Annotated in this window: 15 protein-coding genes; 1 reads left to right on the top strand and 14 read right to left on the bottom strand. The window is 41.2% G+C overall.

Translation table 11 applies throughout. The annotated features are described in order from the left end of the window. Positions 1–103 precede the first annotated feature (103 nt). The 9 genes from L4C54_RS02160 to L4C54_RS02120 all read right to left on the bottom strand — a co-directional run bounded on the left by L4C54_RS02160 (position 104) and on the right by L4C54_RS02120 (position 7,269). Entirely contained in the window at positions 104–430 is a 327-nt protein-coding gene (locus tag L4C54_RS02160) for a hypothetical protein (protein WP_428806914.1), read from the bottom strand. Between the two features lie 126 nt (positions 431–556). Next, positions 557–1,090, bottom strand: a complete 534-nt coding sequence (locus L4C54_RS02155) for an NUDIX hydrolase (RefSeq protein ID WP_428806913.1) — start codon at positions 1,088–1,090, stop codon at positions 557–559. A 753-nt stretch (positions 1,091–1,843) separates the two neighbouring features. Further along, entirely contained in the window at positions 1,844–2,194 is a 351-nt protein-coding gene (locus tag L4C54_RS02150; protein WP_428806912.1) for a hypothetical protein, read from the bottom strand. A 143-nt stretch (positions 2,195–2,337) separates the two neighbouring features. After that, on the bottom strand, positions 2,338–2,826 hold the full coding sequence (locus L4C54_RS02145; RefSeq protein ID WP_428806911.1) for a GNAT family N-acetyltransferase: 489 nt from the start codon (positions 2,824–2,826) through the stop codon (positions 2,338–2,340). A gap of 109 nt (positions 2,827–2,935) precedes the next feature. Beyond that, on the bottom strand, positions 2,936–3,397 hold the full coding sequence (locus L4C54_RS02140) for a RidA family protein (protein WP_428806910.1): 462 nt from the start codon (positions 3,395–3,397) through the stop codon (positions 2,936–2,938). 113 nt (positions 3,398–3,510) lie between these two features. Beyond that, entirely contained in the window at positions 3,511–3,951 is a 441-nt protein-coding gene (locus tag L4C54_RS02135; protein WP_428806909.1) for a GNAT family N-acetyltransferase, read from the bottom strand. A 143-nt stretch (positions 3,952–4,094) separates the two neighbouring features. After that, a complete protein-coding gene (locus tag L4C54_RS02130; RefSeq protein ID WP_428806908.1) occupies positions 4,095–4,502 on the bottom strand; it encodes a DUF1330 domain-containing protein in 408 nt (135 codons plus the stop codon). A 131-nt stretch (positions 4,503–4,633) separates the two neighbouring features. Next, a complete protein-coding gene (locus L4C54_RS02125) occupies positions 4,634–5,359 on the bottom strand; it encodes a hypothetical protein (RefSeq protein ID WP_428806907.1) in 726 nt (241 codons plus the stop codon). Positions 5,360–5,478: 119 nt separating this feature from the next. After that, the gene (locus L4C54_RS02120; RefSeq protein WP_428806906.1) at positions 5,479–7,269 is read right to left on the bottom strand and encodes an ATP-dependent nuclease; all 1,791 of its coding nucleotides are present in this window, start codon (positions 7,267–7,269) and stop codon (positions 5,479–5,481) included. Between the two features lie 458 nt (positions 7,270–7,727). On the opposite strand from L4C54_RS02120, the gene L4C54_RS02115 reads away from it, so the two are divergent. Further along, positions 7,728–8,756: an IS110 family RNA-guided transposase gene (locus L4C54_RS02115; protein WP_428806905.1), complete on the top strand. Its 1,029-nt coding sequence runs from the start codon at positions 7,728–7,730 to the stop codon at positions 8,754–8,756. A gap of 565 nt (positions 8,757–9,321) precedes the next feature. Here L4C54_RS02115 and gnd read toward each other — a convergent pair. From gnd to L4C54_RS02090, 5 genes are all read right to left on the bottom strand, one after another. Next, entirely contained in the window at positions 9,322–10,770 is a 1,449-nt protein-coding gene (gene gnd / locus L4C54_RS02110; protein WP_428806904.1) for a decarboxylating NADP(+)-dependent phosphogluconate dehydrogenase, read from the bottom strand. 26 nt (positions 10,771–10,796) lie between these two features. Next, entirely contained in the window at positions 10,797–11,513 is a 717-nt protein-coding gene (gene pgl / locus L4C54_RS02105) for a 6-phosphogluconolactonase (RefSeq protein ID WP_428806903.1), read from the bottom strand. Further along, on the bottom strand, positions 11,510–13,012 hold the full coding sequence (zwf, locus tag L4C54_RS02100; RefSeq protein ID WP_428807386.1) for a glucose-6-phosphate dehydrogenase: 1,503 nt from the start codon (positions 13,010–13,012) through the stop codon (positions 11,510–11,512). Before zwf ends, pgl begins: the two co-directional genes overlap by 4 nt. 432 nt (positions 13,013–13,444) lie before the next feature. Continuing rightward, positions 13,445–14,818 (bottom strand): sensor domain-containing diguanylate cyclase, encoded by a 1,374-nt coding sequence (locus L4C54_RS02095; protein WP_428806902.1) that lies wholly within the window; start codon positions 14,816–14,818, stop codon positions 13,445–13,447. 101 nt (positions 14,819–14,919) lie between these two features. Beyond that, on the bottom strand, positions 14,920–16,194 hold the full coding sequence (locus L4C54_RS02090; protein ID WP_428806901.1) for an ABC transporter substrate-binding protein: 1,275 nt from the start codon (positions 16,192–16,194) through the stop codon (positions 14,920–14,922). Positions 16,195–16,203: the final 9 nt, after the last annotated feature.

Here is a 16,203-nt window from a genome sequence, read left to right as displayed (position 1 = left end):
ACAGTAAACACCGCTACTAAACCGAACCAAAATTGCCAAGCGTTGGTAGTCCACCTGGAGCAGTTTGTTATGTTCGTTGTCTGCTATTAGCACTCGACTACAGTCAAAATGAAATTTGGGGCATATTTGCTCGAAAACCTACCTGGATTTCGCTACAACATAAGCCAAACTCCCAGACATCTCCATCCTTGTGGTGCGAGTCAAATCTGATTATGTCCCACGGCAAGCTAAAATCTGAAATGCTACCTTCTATACCGCAGTCTGCTTCAATGTAACTAATTTCAAGTTCACTAAAAACTGCCACAGCCTCATTATCAAGGTCGTCCCAAGGAGCGACAACAAGCTTTAGACCACTTCCGGACAACGAAAACTCTTTAAGGGCATGTGTACCCAACGAACGAAACAATAATTCAGAAATCTTACTATTCATTCTAAAACTCCTAGAGCATAACGCCAAGTTAAGTGGTGAACGAAGCGTGCTAAAATTGAGCAAAGCGAAATCAGCACGCGTTAGCGAATCCATCTTAAACTTTATGTTATGTGCTTTTCCAAGCAATTAAATCAGTCCTTTTAGCTTCGCCAAACCATAAGCTGCGATCGTACATGCATCAAGTATTTGCCCGCTAATGATTTTCTCTTCGAAATCATCCAAAGTGAGTTTAAGGGAAACTAAATCCTCTTCTTCTGCGTCTAAATTTTTACCGACAAACTCTAAATCCGTAGCGAAAAACATATGGCAACCTTGAGTCGTGCAGCCATTATCTACATGGTGAAAGCCAATCTTCTCAATTGTGTTTGCTTTGTAACCAGTTTCCTCTTGTAATTCACCAATTGCTAATTGAAGTGGTTCTGCGTCAGGTTTGTCAGACCATGCGCCCATAGGAATTTCTAGGCTGCGCTGCTTAATAGGATACCTATACTGCTCAACTAAATGGATACACCCTTTTTCAATTGCTAAAATTGCAGCGAAATCATTTTTTTCAACAACTCCATATAACCCTTCAGCACCACTAGGTCTTTCGATTACATCTTCTTTCACTGTAATCCATTTATTTCTATATTTCTCTGTCGATGAAATTGTTTTAATCACTAAAGCTCCTTTCTACATGATGTAAGCTCACTTGAGCACATAACGCCAAACTAACCTGCACAGCACCTTGGCTTATACTTTTGCGAAGCAAAATGCCAAGCGTGAAGTGTCTGGTTTAGCGACTTGTTATAGCGCTGTGGTTGTTTAGTTTTCTTGCAATTTTTTGCAAGTAGGGCAAACGACTTTACCCGTCGGGATGACATTATTACACTCAAGACAATCTCGCTTCTTATATTTTGTGTCAAAGTAAGTCTTACTTGATTTAAGGGCATATTGACTATCTTGATGTGCATGGTCTTTTTCAAGACTGGCACTGCAATGTTTGCAGCGTATTGCTTCCGACTTAATTACTTCGGCACAATAAGGACATTTTCGGTGATTTTCTGAATCAAGAAGGCGACCTTCACTTTTATCAGATGAAATTAACGCAATGATAAAGCCTATTAATGGCGAGAGTATGACAGCCAATAAAAAGAACAAAATGCCAGATTGGCCTTTACTGCTAGCATATTTCCCGACGAGGATAGCGAACAACAGCCATAAAAAAAGTACATAATTATACCTCAACGGTTTAGTGGAAATATAAATCTAGAAACTAGATTGTAAAGTATACAGTGCATAGGTGAAATTGCGCTGTAACGCCTTGTTAACTAGTGACAAAACAATGCCAACAAACTCAATATGGCCACCGTAACCACAAAAGCCGACCATTACAAAAGTGTCGAGCGTTTTGGAATTCAGTTGAACAATTTGTTATGCATTTCTTTGCAAAATAGCCAATAAGTCAGGGGGGAGATTTGGTTCGTTACCATGTAAGTTTGATAACAATGATTTACCAGCTTCATGGCTATCTAGGTTTTCCTTTAACGTCTCAATCAATATTTCATACGCCCAAAACGATTCAGGCTTACTATATAACTCAATAATGTTGTATTTCTTTAATGTATCAAGACTAAAATTATTACCTGAATATCCATGTCCCCATCCTTGGCTAGAAATAAAAGGTACATCCGATTCAGAAGAGTCATACTCAAGAATTAAAGGATATTCACCATTATTTCCGCCGTCCCAATCTCCTGTAATTGCAACCAATAACTTCCTCATTACTTCACCCATGACCTAAATACATAACGCCGCATTAAGTGGTGAGCAACACAGACCACTGAACCTAAAGCATTGTGCCGTAAAGACTAAAGTTGAAGCAAACCAAAAATGCCGAGCGTTGGGAATCCGTCTTAAATGCTTTGTTATGTGTGGGCTGACTGATACACGTTATTTTCTATTGAAGCCCCTGCAAACTTAAACGTTAGAAGCCCTATTCGACTTAACCCCAGATGCTCATAAAATCCATTGGATTCATTTTCAACCCAAGTGTAAAGCCAGTATTTATTACCCAACTGATTTTCGACTTCATTCAAGAGCTTTCGACCTAACCCTTTCCCTTTGAAAGTGTTATCGACATAAAGTTTTTCGACTTCAAAGCCATTACTAGGCGTTTGATAATGCGATTCAAGATTAACCATTACATAGCCTTGAATAACTTCCTGCTCTTCAATTACAAACACACGATATTTAATCGTATCCAATATTTCTAAGAAGTAGGTTACAGTGAAAGTAGACAATACATACTCAGCGTATTCAGTTTTGATACCTTCTCTAGCATATGTGTCTAGCCAGACTTTAATGGACAATGCCGCTAATTTTACGCAATCGTCTTTTGTCGCTTCCCTAACCATTTCCCCTCCAAACACATAACGCTAAGCTAACCCGCGCGAAACCTTGGCATATACTTTTGCGAAGCAAAATTGCCAAGCGTGAAGTGTCGGGTTTAGTGCCTTGTTATGTTCAGTTCTCAATCTCGAAGATTGAATCAATTATAATTGGCAAGTTACCTCTCACCGAAGCAGCTCCGAAAACGGAACGAGCATGAATGCCTTTATTACCAAAAACATGTGCCATTAGGTCGGAACAACCGTCTAACACTTTTGGGTGCTGTTCAAATTCTTCCGTTGCGTTTATAAAGCCTTGCAACTTTACGACACGACTTACTTTATCGAGTGAACCCAATTCCAACTTTAATGCAGCGAGGATATCGAGACCAGTCGCTTTTGCAAACTCATAGCCTTGCTCTGTTGTATATTCACGTCCCAATTTACCTTTTGGTATCACTTCTAATCCGGCAACAGGACCTTTGCCTGAAACATAAAGTAAGTTTCCTGTCCTAACACAGTTACAGTAGCTTCCTTGAGGATCGCTCGCTGTAGGTAGTAGCAAGCCAAGCTCTTCTAATCTGTTTTCTATATGCATTATTCCTCCATGAATGTTAATGAACATAACGCTAAACTACCCCGCACGAAACCTTGGTGAATAATTTTGCGAAGCAAAGTCGCCAAGCGTGAAGTGTCGGGTTGAGTGCCTTGTTATAAGGCTGTAGTCCAAACCATTGAAACGAAATGCTCTTCACGATTCTTGATTTGGTAACCTAACTTTGAATAAAATTCTAATGCTTTTTCATTTCGTATGAAGCTCGATAAGGTAACGCTACGACGTTGTTCATTTATTGCTTGATGATGGATTAAGTTCATAGCTTGCTGACCATAGCCTTGTCTTTGATACTCAGGAAAGACAATTAGAAAATGAACATGAAAAGAGTCTTCATACCGCTTATAGCAAATTAAACCAATACGTTGATTAGAGTAGTATAGCCAATGAAACCAATTGGATTCGTAGCTTGTTTGGAGACGCTCGATTTGGTAATTGTCATCCCAGCCCCAAATAGCATCGACATGTTCGAAGATCGCTCGTTTGACGACAATAAATATCGACTCGAACTCATTATCTGTAATTGGCTGTAAGTTCATATTCGAATGCCTTATAACGCCTTGTTAACTAGTGACAAAACAATGCCACCAACCCCAATATGAACACCTTAATCACAAAAGTTGACCATTACAAAATTGCCAAGCGTTTTGGAATCCAGTTGAACAATTTGTTATGTTGCGATTCAAGGTGCTTTCGTCTCGATGTTTAACTGACCTGACAAACCTGCTTCACGATGAACGCTTAAAGCTTTGAACTCTTCGGAAGATGTCATTTCAATGAGAGCTTGGCGGGATGGATACTTAACTATGACAAATGAGTCCCAAAGGTCTTCTACTTGCCCAAGAATTAAACCAGTAACTTCTGAATAGAAAACGACTTCGGCACCATGTTTTTTTAGTACGTTAAGCATTGGATGACCATATAAGTCATATGCTTCTCTGCCCGTTAAATCAGTTTTTCGTCCATCGGCATATTCAGCCTTTTCTCTGAACTTGAAAAGGTTTAATAGGTGAATTTCCCCTGATTCTGGTGAATGTTTCAATCTAGCCATCTGACTATCTGATGGATAGAGCTGATTAAGAACTTCCATATCATCTCCTGCAACATAACGCCTTGCTAAGGTGCGGCTAACAACTACGAACCCCAAGCAAAGCCACCGTAAACACTAAAGCCAACCAAACCAAAAATGCCAAAGGTTAGCTGTTACTCTTGAGCAATTTGTTATGTTTTTTGCATTCGAATAGTATCTACTAATATCGGGAATTCTTTACTATCTTCGACTCTCCCGCGAGAAATAACGATTAGATTATCGTCATGCGATATAAATGGTTTCCATTCGCTTGGGGTTTCTTTGACATCAGTTTTTATATATAGAATATAGCCATATAAGTAAAAACGATGGTAATTCACATCGAACCATGACTCAGGGTGTGGATCCATTAAAGTTCTTGATACACCATCACTAACGTCATCAAATTTAGCCAATACAAATGAAAAATCATCCAACTCACCTGATTTTCCGTCCCATATTAGTTTTTGTGCTTTATCTTCTAAGGAACCTAATTTAACTTTAGAATAAAACTGTTGTTCTGAAATTGAAGCTCGCCAAAGAATACTGATAAAGAATAATTTTAATTTTGAAACGTCTACTTTATTTATCCGGTAACCAACCAACTGTGCTTCATCGTACTGTGGAGTTTGTTTATCTTCCTCGCCTATCAATACTCGATAACCGTAATCATCAATCTGTTGAAACTTATCTTCACATTGTCGACACAGGATATTTTGATCATACACACCAATCGGAGACTTCTTTGGGTATACACCAGATGTATTAGTAATAAGTCGAAGTGGCTTGCTACTACTTTTCATACTTACGAAGAAAGACTCTGGGATTACATGAGCTTTTATTAGCTTTTTACTTTCTCCACATCCCTTACATTTCATATTTCCACCTGAAAAACATAACGCCACATTAAGGTGTGACGCACGCTTGGCTATACTTGAGCGAAGCGAAAATGCCAAGCGTGCGGAATCACTCTTAAATGCTTTGTTAGTTTTTTAAGTTATACCGTAATACCCATTAGCCCTTCATATATTCTTCGCCATGCTTCCGGTATATCAGTATAGTTTTCACCCCAAGTTTGAGTGTGGCAATAAGCTTTATATGGCTTTTCTGAAGAAGGCTCTGGGTAATCGATAATTGTTTCCATACAACGCTCTAAAACAAACAAGTTGTCATCATTATTTAGAGCAACTCTAATTGGCTCATTGTGAACGACAGCACCTGCAACACCTGTATCTGAGTCATGCATTACTATCGGCTCAATACCAACACTTTTTAGATAGTTAACAACTGATTTTAATACAGGTTTCCCCCTACCTTTAATAACTTCGCAATTTCCCATTACATAATTACGCTGTTCTGTAGGCAATCGCTTCGTTGTCTCTCTGATAACAATATCTTCAGTATCACCTTCAACTAAAATAGTCCTATTGCTAAAGAAAGCTCTTGCTACATAATCATCAATTTTCAGAACCATTTTAACATATGATTTATCGTCATCCTGCAATGCTTCGAATGCTTCCGTGACGCTAAAATTCACCGTTTCACTACCAGAATCCGTTTTGATAAATCGAGTTAAATTCTGTTTAGGTTTACGCGAAAGGTCGATCATATACGGGGAATGTGTAGATGCAATAATCTGTGATTCGTTAGATACTAATTCGTATATCGTATCTCGCATTTGATTTGCAGCCGAAGGATGCAAAAATATTTCTGGCTCTTCAAAACAAATGATCAAACCTCGTTCATTTCTAGCCTCTCGTTGTTCTTCCCATATTTTTCTAAAGCGTAACAGGCTAAAAACAGCAGAGCGAATCATACCCGTACCTTGGTTCTCAATAGGGGTTCTGATGTTACTTTCCATTTCAATTTCGAATTGAGGAACTAGTACATCATCTGGGTTACTTAAGTTTGCATTCACATGGACTGATGACTCTGGAAAAACATTGGACATGACATCATTTAACTGAGATATCATTTGCCCGAAATCGGAGGTCGCATCTGTGGGATCGAGTTCTTCGGCAAGGCTATTAAGAAAGACTTGCGCTTCTCTATAATTAGGTGAAGTGTCGCGAACTTCTTTAAACAGTTCTTTCAATGTCTTTTGAAGCGTTCCGCTAGTTTTAGATAATTCGTACTCTCCTGCTTCAGCAGGGATTAACAAGTATCTAGGTAAGCGACTTAATACATTTCCGGGGATACCGCCCGGATTTTTGAAGAAAGTTTCAACCGTCGTGATATCCCATAATTCGTCAATATAATCGAGTTTGTCAGCGTTGGTTTTGGTGATATTACCTGATGTTTTGTCAAAAGCTTCTTGAAGAAGCGCTTCATCGATACCTAACGGGATAAAGTCTTCGATTTTTTTTACGCTCGCAAACTCATCTTTAATGTTCCGCTCATACGCCTTTAAGTATTGGATAGGCGCTTTACCCGGAACCCACTCTTTTTTGTAGATAATGCTTTTACCTGACTCACTATCATCAGAGTCATATTCGAATGTTCGTCCGCGAAAGCCTCTCCAGCTTTCAGCGTCCTCACTAACGTTCCTGAATTCTGCTGTCATAATTATTTCTTCTACAGCGATTTCACTTTCGTTAGTTTCTGAATTCATATGTGAATGAAAGTCTTTAAGTGGAATTTGCTTATTAGTAAGTAAATAGTCAATAGCTTTTATGAGTGAGCTTTTACCACTGTTATTCTGTCCAATAAGAAATGTTGCACTATTAAACTCTACTTCAATATCTATGAGCCTTTTAAAGCCTTGAACTCTTAATTTATGTAAGTACATACCTAACTAACCTTGTTATTATCAACCTAAGTCAAATTAAAAAACTAACGCTTTATTAAGTGGCTGTTACGACTAACTTTACCAAGCCTGCTGAACTCCAAGCCGGGAGTGCCCAGCGTTTGACAGTCCACTTGAGTAATTTGTTAGAAGCCGCCTTTGCCATTGAGCACTGACTATTGGCACAAGCCTTCAAAATAGAAATCAATACTCGAAATTTGTAGTACTTACTTATGTTGAAACTCGACCATTGGCACGACCAAACGAGGTGGAACAAGTGAAGCTGTAAACAGGTACTTACCTGAACCGAGTATCACTAAACAGAGAGGGTAGGGTGAGTGATAACATAACCCCAAACCTTTCAATGCAACAGGCGTTCTAACGAATGATATGGACTCCCTCTACCCGAGCCGCAGCGTGCCATAGTTAACTATGAATACGCTTAGAAACTGGAGGTTACTATGTCCACCATTCAAACCATTGGCGTTGATCTTGCCAAGAATGTATTCAGTATTCATGGCGTAGATGCATATGGCAAGTGCGTCTTACGCAAAACAGTTAAAAGAAACAAACTCTTAGACACATTTTCCAATCTTCCACCTTGTACTATTGGGATGGAGGCATGCTCTGGGGCGCATCATTGGTCTCGAGAACTTAAAAATCTGGGTCACACACCTAAAATCATGGCTTCAAAATTTGTCATTCCATACCGGCAAAATGAGAAGAACGATGCGAACGACGCCGAAGCGATCTGCGAGGCGGTTTCAAGACCAAAAACTCGTTTTGTTTCGGTAAAAAGTGAAGAGCAACAAGCTGTTCTTTGTTTGCATCGAATCCGACAAAGCTTAGTAAAAAACCGTACTGCTACCATTAATCAATTACGAGGGTTACTTTCCGAGTTTGGCGTTATCGTTCCTCAAGGTCGCTACCCACTTCAAAAAATGGCGCCCGATATTCTAGAAGATGCTGAAAATGGTATTCCATTTCTTGCTCGGGAATTACTGAGTGATTTAATGAACAACATCCGTCACCTTAACGAAGAGATTCTTCGCTATGACAGAAAAGTTTATCGTTTGAGTAAGGAAATGAAGCAAGCGGCTAAATTACTTGCTGTGCCTGGAGTCGGTGAACACACAGCAACGGCCATTGTCGCGACAGTCAGTGACGGAAAACAGTTTGGAACAAGTCGCCAATTCGCAGCGTGGATTGGTCTAGTCCCAAGGCAACATTCAACGGGTGGTCATGTACATCTTGGTCGCATCAGTAAAAGAGGCGAAAAACACATTCGTACTCTGCTTATTCATGGTGCGAGAGCTGTCATTGCTCGCTGTAAAGAGAAAACGGATAGAAACAGTTTATGGCTACAACAGCTTGTTGAAAGACGAGGATATAAACGAGCGGCTGTTGCCCTAGCAGCGAAGAACGCTCGAATAATATGGGCATTACTAACGACAGAAAACGAGTACAAAGCTAACTATATAAGCGGCTAGCCCTTACCGAGTCAAAGCAATAGCAATTGATGACAATACGGTCAGACCGAGATGCTAAAACCTGGCTATAAAGCAAGTAGACAATACTGCCTAACGAATTAGGTCAGCATCAAGCGAATATCATCAGGGTGACGGATAGATTCCGACGAAACACCGTATGTAGAGCTGCTGTCCGATCCACTGTTGTCAGCGGTAGCTATTGTTGACAAAAGAGGGAGTCCATGTAGCTTTATAGACGGACTAATTCCGTATAGTAATCCACGCTACCGCCTTCTAATTTTCTAGAATCTAACCATAGTAAATCATTTACATATGCAAATCAGTGTATTGGATGCTGGTAAGTTTTACGTTGTTCACAAAAGGCGGAATTATTCCGTATAACAGAATTAATTTTTAAGAAAAGTTTTTATGTATGAATGAACAGTGGGGTAGGAGTAGTTAATGAAGAGTTACTGTTAGTAGGTTGTTTGAGTTACTTGTTCGTTTATTTGCGAATGTTCCACATAAACAAAAGGATGCCATTTTGGCATCCTTGATCGTTCGAAGAACTGAATCTAACTAACGATTATACGTCGTAAGTTGTCGAAGCAGTATCGCCGCCTGTACCAGTCCAGTTTGTGTGGAAGAATTCACCACGTGGACGGTCAGTACGCTCATAAGTGTGAGCACCGAAGTAGTCACGTTGAGCTTGTAGAAGGTTAGCTGGCAGGCGAGCTGTCGTGTAACCGTCTAGGAACGAAAGTGCTGAAATCGTACAAGGCATTGGAATACCAGATTCTAGTGATTTCGCAGAAACCTTACGCCACGCTGTTAGGCTGCTTTGTAGGATATTTTTGAAGTAGTCATCAGAACCAAGGAATGCGATATCAGGGTTCGCTTCGTATGCATCACGAATGTTGCCTAGGAAAGCAGAACGGATGATACAACCACCGCGCCACATTAGAGCAACGTTACCGTAGTTAAGATCCCAACCATTTTCGTTCGATGCTTCACGCATTAGCATGAAACCTTGAGCGTAAGAGATGATCTTAGAAGCTAGTAGAGCTTGACGCAATGCATCAACCCATTCTTGCTTGTCGCCTTCAACTGGTGTGATTGTCTTTTCGAATAGCGCTTCAGCTTCAACACGTTGGTCTTTTAGTGCAGACAGGCAACGAGAGAATACAGACTCAGAGATAAGCGTTAGTGGAATACCTAGGTCTAATGCGTTAATACCTGTCCACTTACCAGTACCTTTTTGGCCTGCAGTGTCTAGGATCTTCTCAACTAGTGCTTCACCGTCTTCATCTTTGTAGCCAAGAATGTCAGCGGTGATTTCAACAAGGTAGCTGTCTAGCTCAGTCTTGTTCCAATCAGCAAATACCGCTTGCATCTCATCAGCAGACATACCCAAACCATCTTTCATGAATTGGTATGCTTCAGTGATTAGCTGCATGTCACCGTATTCGATGCCGTTGTGTACCATTTTAACGAAGTGTCCAGCACCGTCGTTACCAACCCAGTCACAACAAGGTTCGCCAGCATCAGTTTTTGCTGAGATGCCTTGGAAGATTGGCTTAACTGCTTCCCATGCTTCAGGAGAACCGCCTGGCATGATTGAAGGACCGAAACGAGCACCTTCTTCACCACCAGAAACACCAGTACCGATGAAGTGGATGCCTTTTTCACGACAAGCAACAACACGACGGTTAGTGTCTGGGTAGTTAGTGTTACCACCATCAATGATGATGTCGCCTTTGTCTAGTAGCGGTGTTAGAGCTTCGATGAACTTGTCTACAACGTCACCGGCACGAACCATTAGCATCACTTTACGTGGCGCTTCTAGCTTCTCAACTAACTCTTCTAAAGAGTATGCACCAACAATGTTAGTACCTTTTGCTGGGCCTTCTAGAAACTCGTCTACTTTTGCAGCAGTACGGTTGTGAGCCACAACTTTGAAGCCGTGGTCGTTCATGTTTAGGATAAGGTTCTGGCCCATTACTGCTAAGCCAATTACACCGATATCACCTTTCATTTTTATCTCCTTACGGCTAGTCGCAATTAAGCGATAGCACTTGCTGCATTTGAATCTAGGAACCACTCTGTTTCGCCAGTCTTAGACTGGATCTTCGCTGCTGGGTAAGGCAGGTCGGAAGCAGGGGTAGTATGAATTTCTTTAACGATCTCAACTTTACCTGCGCCAAGCACTAGGTAGCTGATTCGCTTAGCGGCTTCTAAAACTTTTGCTGTTTTAGAAACACGGATTTGACCAGACTCAGGGTGAGAAGCCAGTACAGACAGGTTCTCATCTTGGTAGTCAGTCACATTTGGGAAAAGTGAAGCTGTGTGGCCATCAGCGCCAACACCCAATAAGATCCAATCGAAAACAGGCGTGCCATTTTCCGTTGGGATCACATCGCTCATCTCTTTAGCGAAACGCTCAGCTTCAACCTTAGGCTCATTTTCACCGCGAATACGGTGAATGTTCTCTGCCGGTAAGTTTACTTGGCTGAAAAGAAGAGTATTAGCTTCGCCATAGTTACTTTCTGCATCATCAGGTGCAACACAACGCTCGTCGCCCCACCAGAAATGAAGGTTATTCCATTGAATGCCTTCTGCATAAGGTGCTTGAGCCAGTAGTTTGAACAGCATCTTAGGCGTACTACCACCAGAAAGAGAAATATGAATAGGCGTGCCTTGTTCGCTATACGCTTTCATTTCATTGGCTAGGTTTTCTACAACTAGCTCAGGTGTTGCAAAGATCTTATGGTTGATCATAATTCGCAATAATCCGTGTCAGTTAAGTTTTTACATGGGAAGCGCCAAGAGCGATTATCTCTTTGCAGAAGATCATGCGCTTCTTGAGGGCCCCAAGTTCCACAAGCGTAACCAAACAGTGCTTGAGGATCTTGTTTGAAGTCTAAGATTGGCTGAACGTATTTCCAGCACGCTTCTACGGCATCAGTACGTGCGAACAGTGTCGCATCGCCATTTAACGCATCAAGAAGAAGACGTTCGTAAGCCGTCAGCATTTGAGTCTCAGGCAAATCAGAATAAGAGAAGTTCATCTTCACTTCTTTGGCATTAAAACCAGCGCCTGGTTCTTTTAGTCCAAAGCTCATCTGAATACCTTCATCCGGTTGAATGCGGATGATCAGTTTATTCTCAGGCGCGTTTTGACCAAAAACAGGGTGAGGCGTGTTCTTATAGTGGATCACAATTTCGGTTACACGTGTTGGTAATCGTTTGCCTGTGCGAACATAAAAAGGAACGCCATTCCAACGCCAGTTATTGATGAATGCTTTCAAGCCGATGTAAGTTTCGGTACGAGAGTCATCGGCAACGCCTTGCTCTTCACGGTAACCGACAAGGTGTGAACCACGTACATCGGAAGCGGTGTATTGGCCTAATACAAGGTTATTACGTAAGTCACCTTCTTCAAGTGGTTTTAAACACTGGAGTACCTTCACAACTTCGTCACGAATAGAGTCAGCATTGATCTGTGCTGGTGGCTCCATACCAACCATTGCTAGTACTTGCAGCAGGTGGTTTTGGAACATATCGCGCACAGCGCCTGAGCCATCGTAATAACCGCCACGCTCTTCAACACCTAAGAACTCAGAACCTGTGATTTCAACGTAATCAATAAAGTTACGGTTCCACAGTGGTTCGAACATAGCGTTAGAGAAGCGAAGAACTAATAAGTTTTGTACCGTCTCTTTACCTAAGTAATGGTCAATACGGTAAATCTGGTGTTCTTGGAAGTGATGGTGGATCTCTGTATCCAGCTTTTGAGCGGATTCAAGATCATAACCAAACGGCTTTTCAATAATAAGGCGACGCCAGCCATTTGATTCGTCGTTCAGACCATGCGCTGCTAGGTTTGCAGGAATAATCCCGTAAAGGCTAGGCGGCGTAGCTAAATAGAATAAAGTATTGTGATTTTCGAACTGATACTTTTGTTCAATTTGCTCAAGACGATTAGCAAGACGTGCATAGTCATCGACATCTGAAGTATTGATTGCTTGATAGTGTAAATGTTCAATAAAAGCATTCAGAACTTCTGGTTCAGTTTTTTCCATTTCCTGAAGTGATTGCTTTAATTTAGAGCGGTAAGACTCATCGCTATAATCAGTTCTGCTTACACCTAGAATCGCAAATGATTCAGGAAGCTGATTGTTCGCATAAAGGTGGTATAAAGCAGGGATTAACTTACGATAGGTAAGATCTCCCGAAGCACCAAAGATTACGATGCTGCTATTTTCAGGTATTACCATCATCTTTCCTTTAAAAACGAGTTACTTAGTATGCGCTAACGGTAACAGCTGCATCCTAAAATATATATTAGGTCCTGCCTATTATCATAATAGGTAAAACCAATGATGTTTGATTGGTAATGAAGGTGAAAAAACTCACCCTGATACGGGCGCATATTGTGTATTACAAATTGACTTACATCAAGTCAGGCAGCGTCAAGAAGCACATATTTATCGCTGATCGGGTGTTTTATCGACAATAAATCCAATTGGAAATTTTGCGATCGTAGAGTGCCTAACAAAAGCTGAATACTGAACCAAATAGGAAAGGTGGTAATACCATGCGATAGTCTTCGTTTTTGCTGAGAGTTTTCTATTTCTTGCAGGGGCGATAAAGAACGGCGGTATCTAAAGGTGCAAAACTAGACGGGTAGAAAAATGAGGGCTTCGATTTTAGGGTTCTGTAGGTTCAGAGTTGGGGCGATATAGTGTCACTCTATTTCGTCCACTTTCTTTGGCTTGATAGAGCGCAATGTCTGCTTGTTCAATAAGAGAGTCAAAACTACTGTTATTATCAATAACGGCAACACCTATACTCACCGTCATTTTAATTTCGTTGGGGTGTATACCCATTGGGTTGTCTACTAATAAAGTTCTAATACGATTCGTCACCGCGAGTGCTTTCTCGGAGTTTGTATTGGGTAAAATAATAGCGAACTCTTCACCGCCTACGCGTCCGAATATGTCGGTACCTCTAAGCCCTTGTTTACATATTTGGGTAAAATGCACTAATGCTTTATCTCCAACCCTGTGCCCATGTTGATCATTGATCTGTTTAAAGTGGTCTATATCTAGAATGACAACGCTAAATGAGCTACTTTCATTGCGATACAGTGCAAACTCTTTCCGCCCAATATCCCAAAAATACCGCCGGTTGATTATCTTAGTGAGTGAGTCTTGTGTCGCTTCAAGGAACAACTTCTCTTCGTAAGCCGCTCTATTTGTTTGCTCTCTCATTAGTATTAACCGAGTGACGAAAATGGTAATCAGGCTGAAGGTGATAACGACCAAAGTGACATAGGGGATTATCTCTTTACTTGGAAGATAAGGCTTCCACGTGAATGTGCCAATTTTTTCCCCATTTGGCGCAATAATAGCGGTACCGTATTGTTGCTGCTCTGTATCAAGAATCAGTTTTAAATCAAATATCTGGTGGTTTTTGGCAAACACCGTTAACTCTGATCTATCCATAAGGGTCCCAAGAGCCAAGTAAGTACCGTCCCTAGTTATCCCTGTATCTTCTTCAATAAGTGGCCCACCGACAACCACATATAAACTGTCGCCTAATAGAAAATAGCCACTGGTGGTTTTAGTTCTAGTATTTAGTGTTTTGGACTGTTCCATCATCTGTATCAGCCCTTGTTTCATAATATCGTCAAAGCTCGGCGCCTTTATTTCATCACTGCTAACGAGGTAAGCATTTTGAGTCCCTTGCGTAATAGCCACACTAAAATCAAAACCTTTACTGTCGAGAAGGTACCCGCCTGTGTTCTCTTCAATCCAAAGGGTATCCTGATCAATAATGGCCATATTATAGGTCTCGTCCCAGTAGGTGTATTCTTCAAGTAGGGACGCTCTGTGCTGATTCTCTAGTTTAAGGGCTAAGTCCATTCGCTGATTTAGTTCAAGAGTCGCTAAGTTGTCTAAAGAGCTTAAAAAATAAATAAGGAAACCCACTACGGCGATCGCCATGGCGGAAAATAGCCAAGAGATAATGGTAATAACAGACTTGGCTGAGATAAATTGTTGTGAAATGAACTTCGTCATAATTGATGAGTTTTTAGTAAGAAGCTGCTGATTTGTTAGGTATTCAGCTTATTAGTAATAGGACCATCCTATAACGCTAATTGTAGACGATTAATTACGTTCTAATTACTTTCTGCGATAGAAATGATGCGTTTTATGATTTCGTCCTCACTCACGGTGTTATCTCGGTAATATCTGAATATTTCTGAATTAATAGCTTGCTGTGCCATTGGGTTTACCGCCATGGAATCAGTCATACTCGGTGCAGCAAGACCGTGCTCCATAGCGTAGTTAAAGTCGTGATAGGACTTTACTTGGCATGGGTTGAACGTTGCCAAATCAATATCTGACCGTACAGGAATTGAACCTTTTAATTTGTTGAATCGCATTTGAAAGTCTTTGTCAGCAAGAATGTTCGCAAGGTTTACCGCGTCATCTTGATTGAAATCTTTACGCGTCATGAAGATAAAACTGTCCATATTATAAAGAAAAATATTGTGCGATTGTGGCGCAGGGTAGCAGCCGATATGAGTAGGAACATCGATATCCGCAGCAAGCAAATCGCCAAGAATCCAGTCACCTCCAAGTTGAAACAGTGCTTTATCATTGGCAAGTGCAGCAGTTGCAGTGTCCCACTTTTGATTTATTAGCAGCTCACTGGTCTCTTCTGCATCTGAAGTGTCGAGCAGTTCACTTAGTCGTCTAAACTGTTTTAGCGCATGGCGCATTTGTGCAGAGTCGATATTGTTACGATTAAGCTCGACCAGAGCGGTTTTATAGAAATCCACACCGCCTGATGCAATGACCAAACTTTCAAATAGCTGGGCTATCTGCCAAGGTTGCTCACCAATGGCTAATGGCATTAAGCCTTGTTGCTTCGCTCTATCCATCGCATCAAACATATCGGGCCACGTCTTAGGTGTGTCGAGCTTCAGTTGCGCTAATAATCGATGATTAACCCATAGCCAATTTAAACGATGCAGTGTCAGTGGCAGCGCAACATAACCGTTGTCGGTCTTATTGATATCAATAGTCAGCGGGTAAAGAACCTCGTCCCAATCATGCTGCTTGGCAACTTCATCCAAGCTGTGCAAAATTCCGATGGCATCCCACGACTTAATACTTGGTCCCTCTATTTGAGCAAAGCTAGGTGTATTTCCCGCTAATGCTCTTGCTTGTAATACCGTCATGGCACTGTCGCCACCTCCGCCCAAAACGGATGAGGTAGATATACTAAGCGGAGAGGATGCTAAGTGATCCTCGAGAATATTCAGTGCTTTTTGTTCGCCATTGGATGTCCACCAATGTAAGAACTCTACATCTGCACTGGCACTGAAACTCAGCAATGCCAGCAGCGTAGTAAAGTGAATCTTGTTACCGTGTAACTTGATGGTCATAATATTTCT

The sequence above is a fragment of the Vibrio lamellibrachiae genome (genome assembly GCF_050337265.1).
GTDB lineage: Bacteria > Pseudomonadota > Gammaproteobacteria > Enterobacterales > Vibrionaceae > Vibrio > Vibrio kyushuensis.
This window is presented reverse-complemented; position numbering and strand designations above follow the sequence as displayed.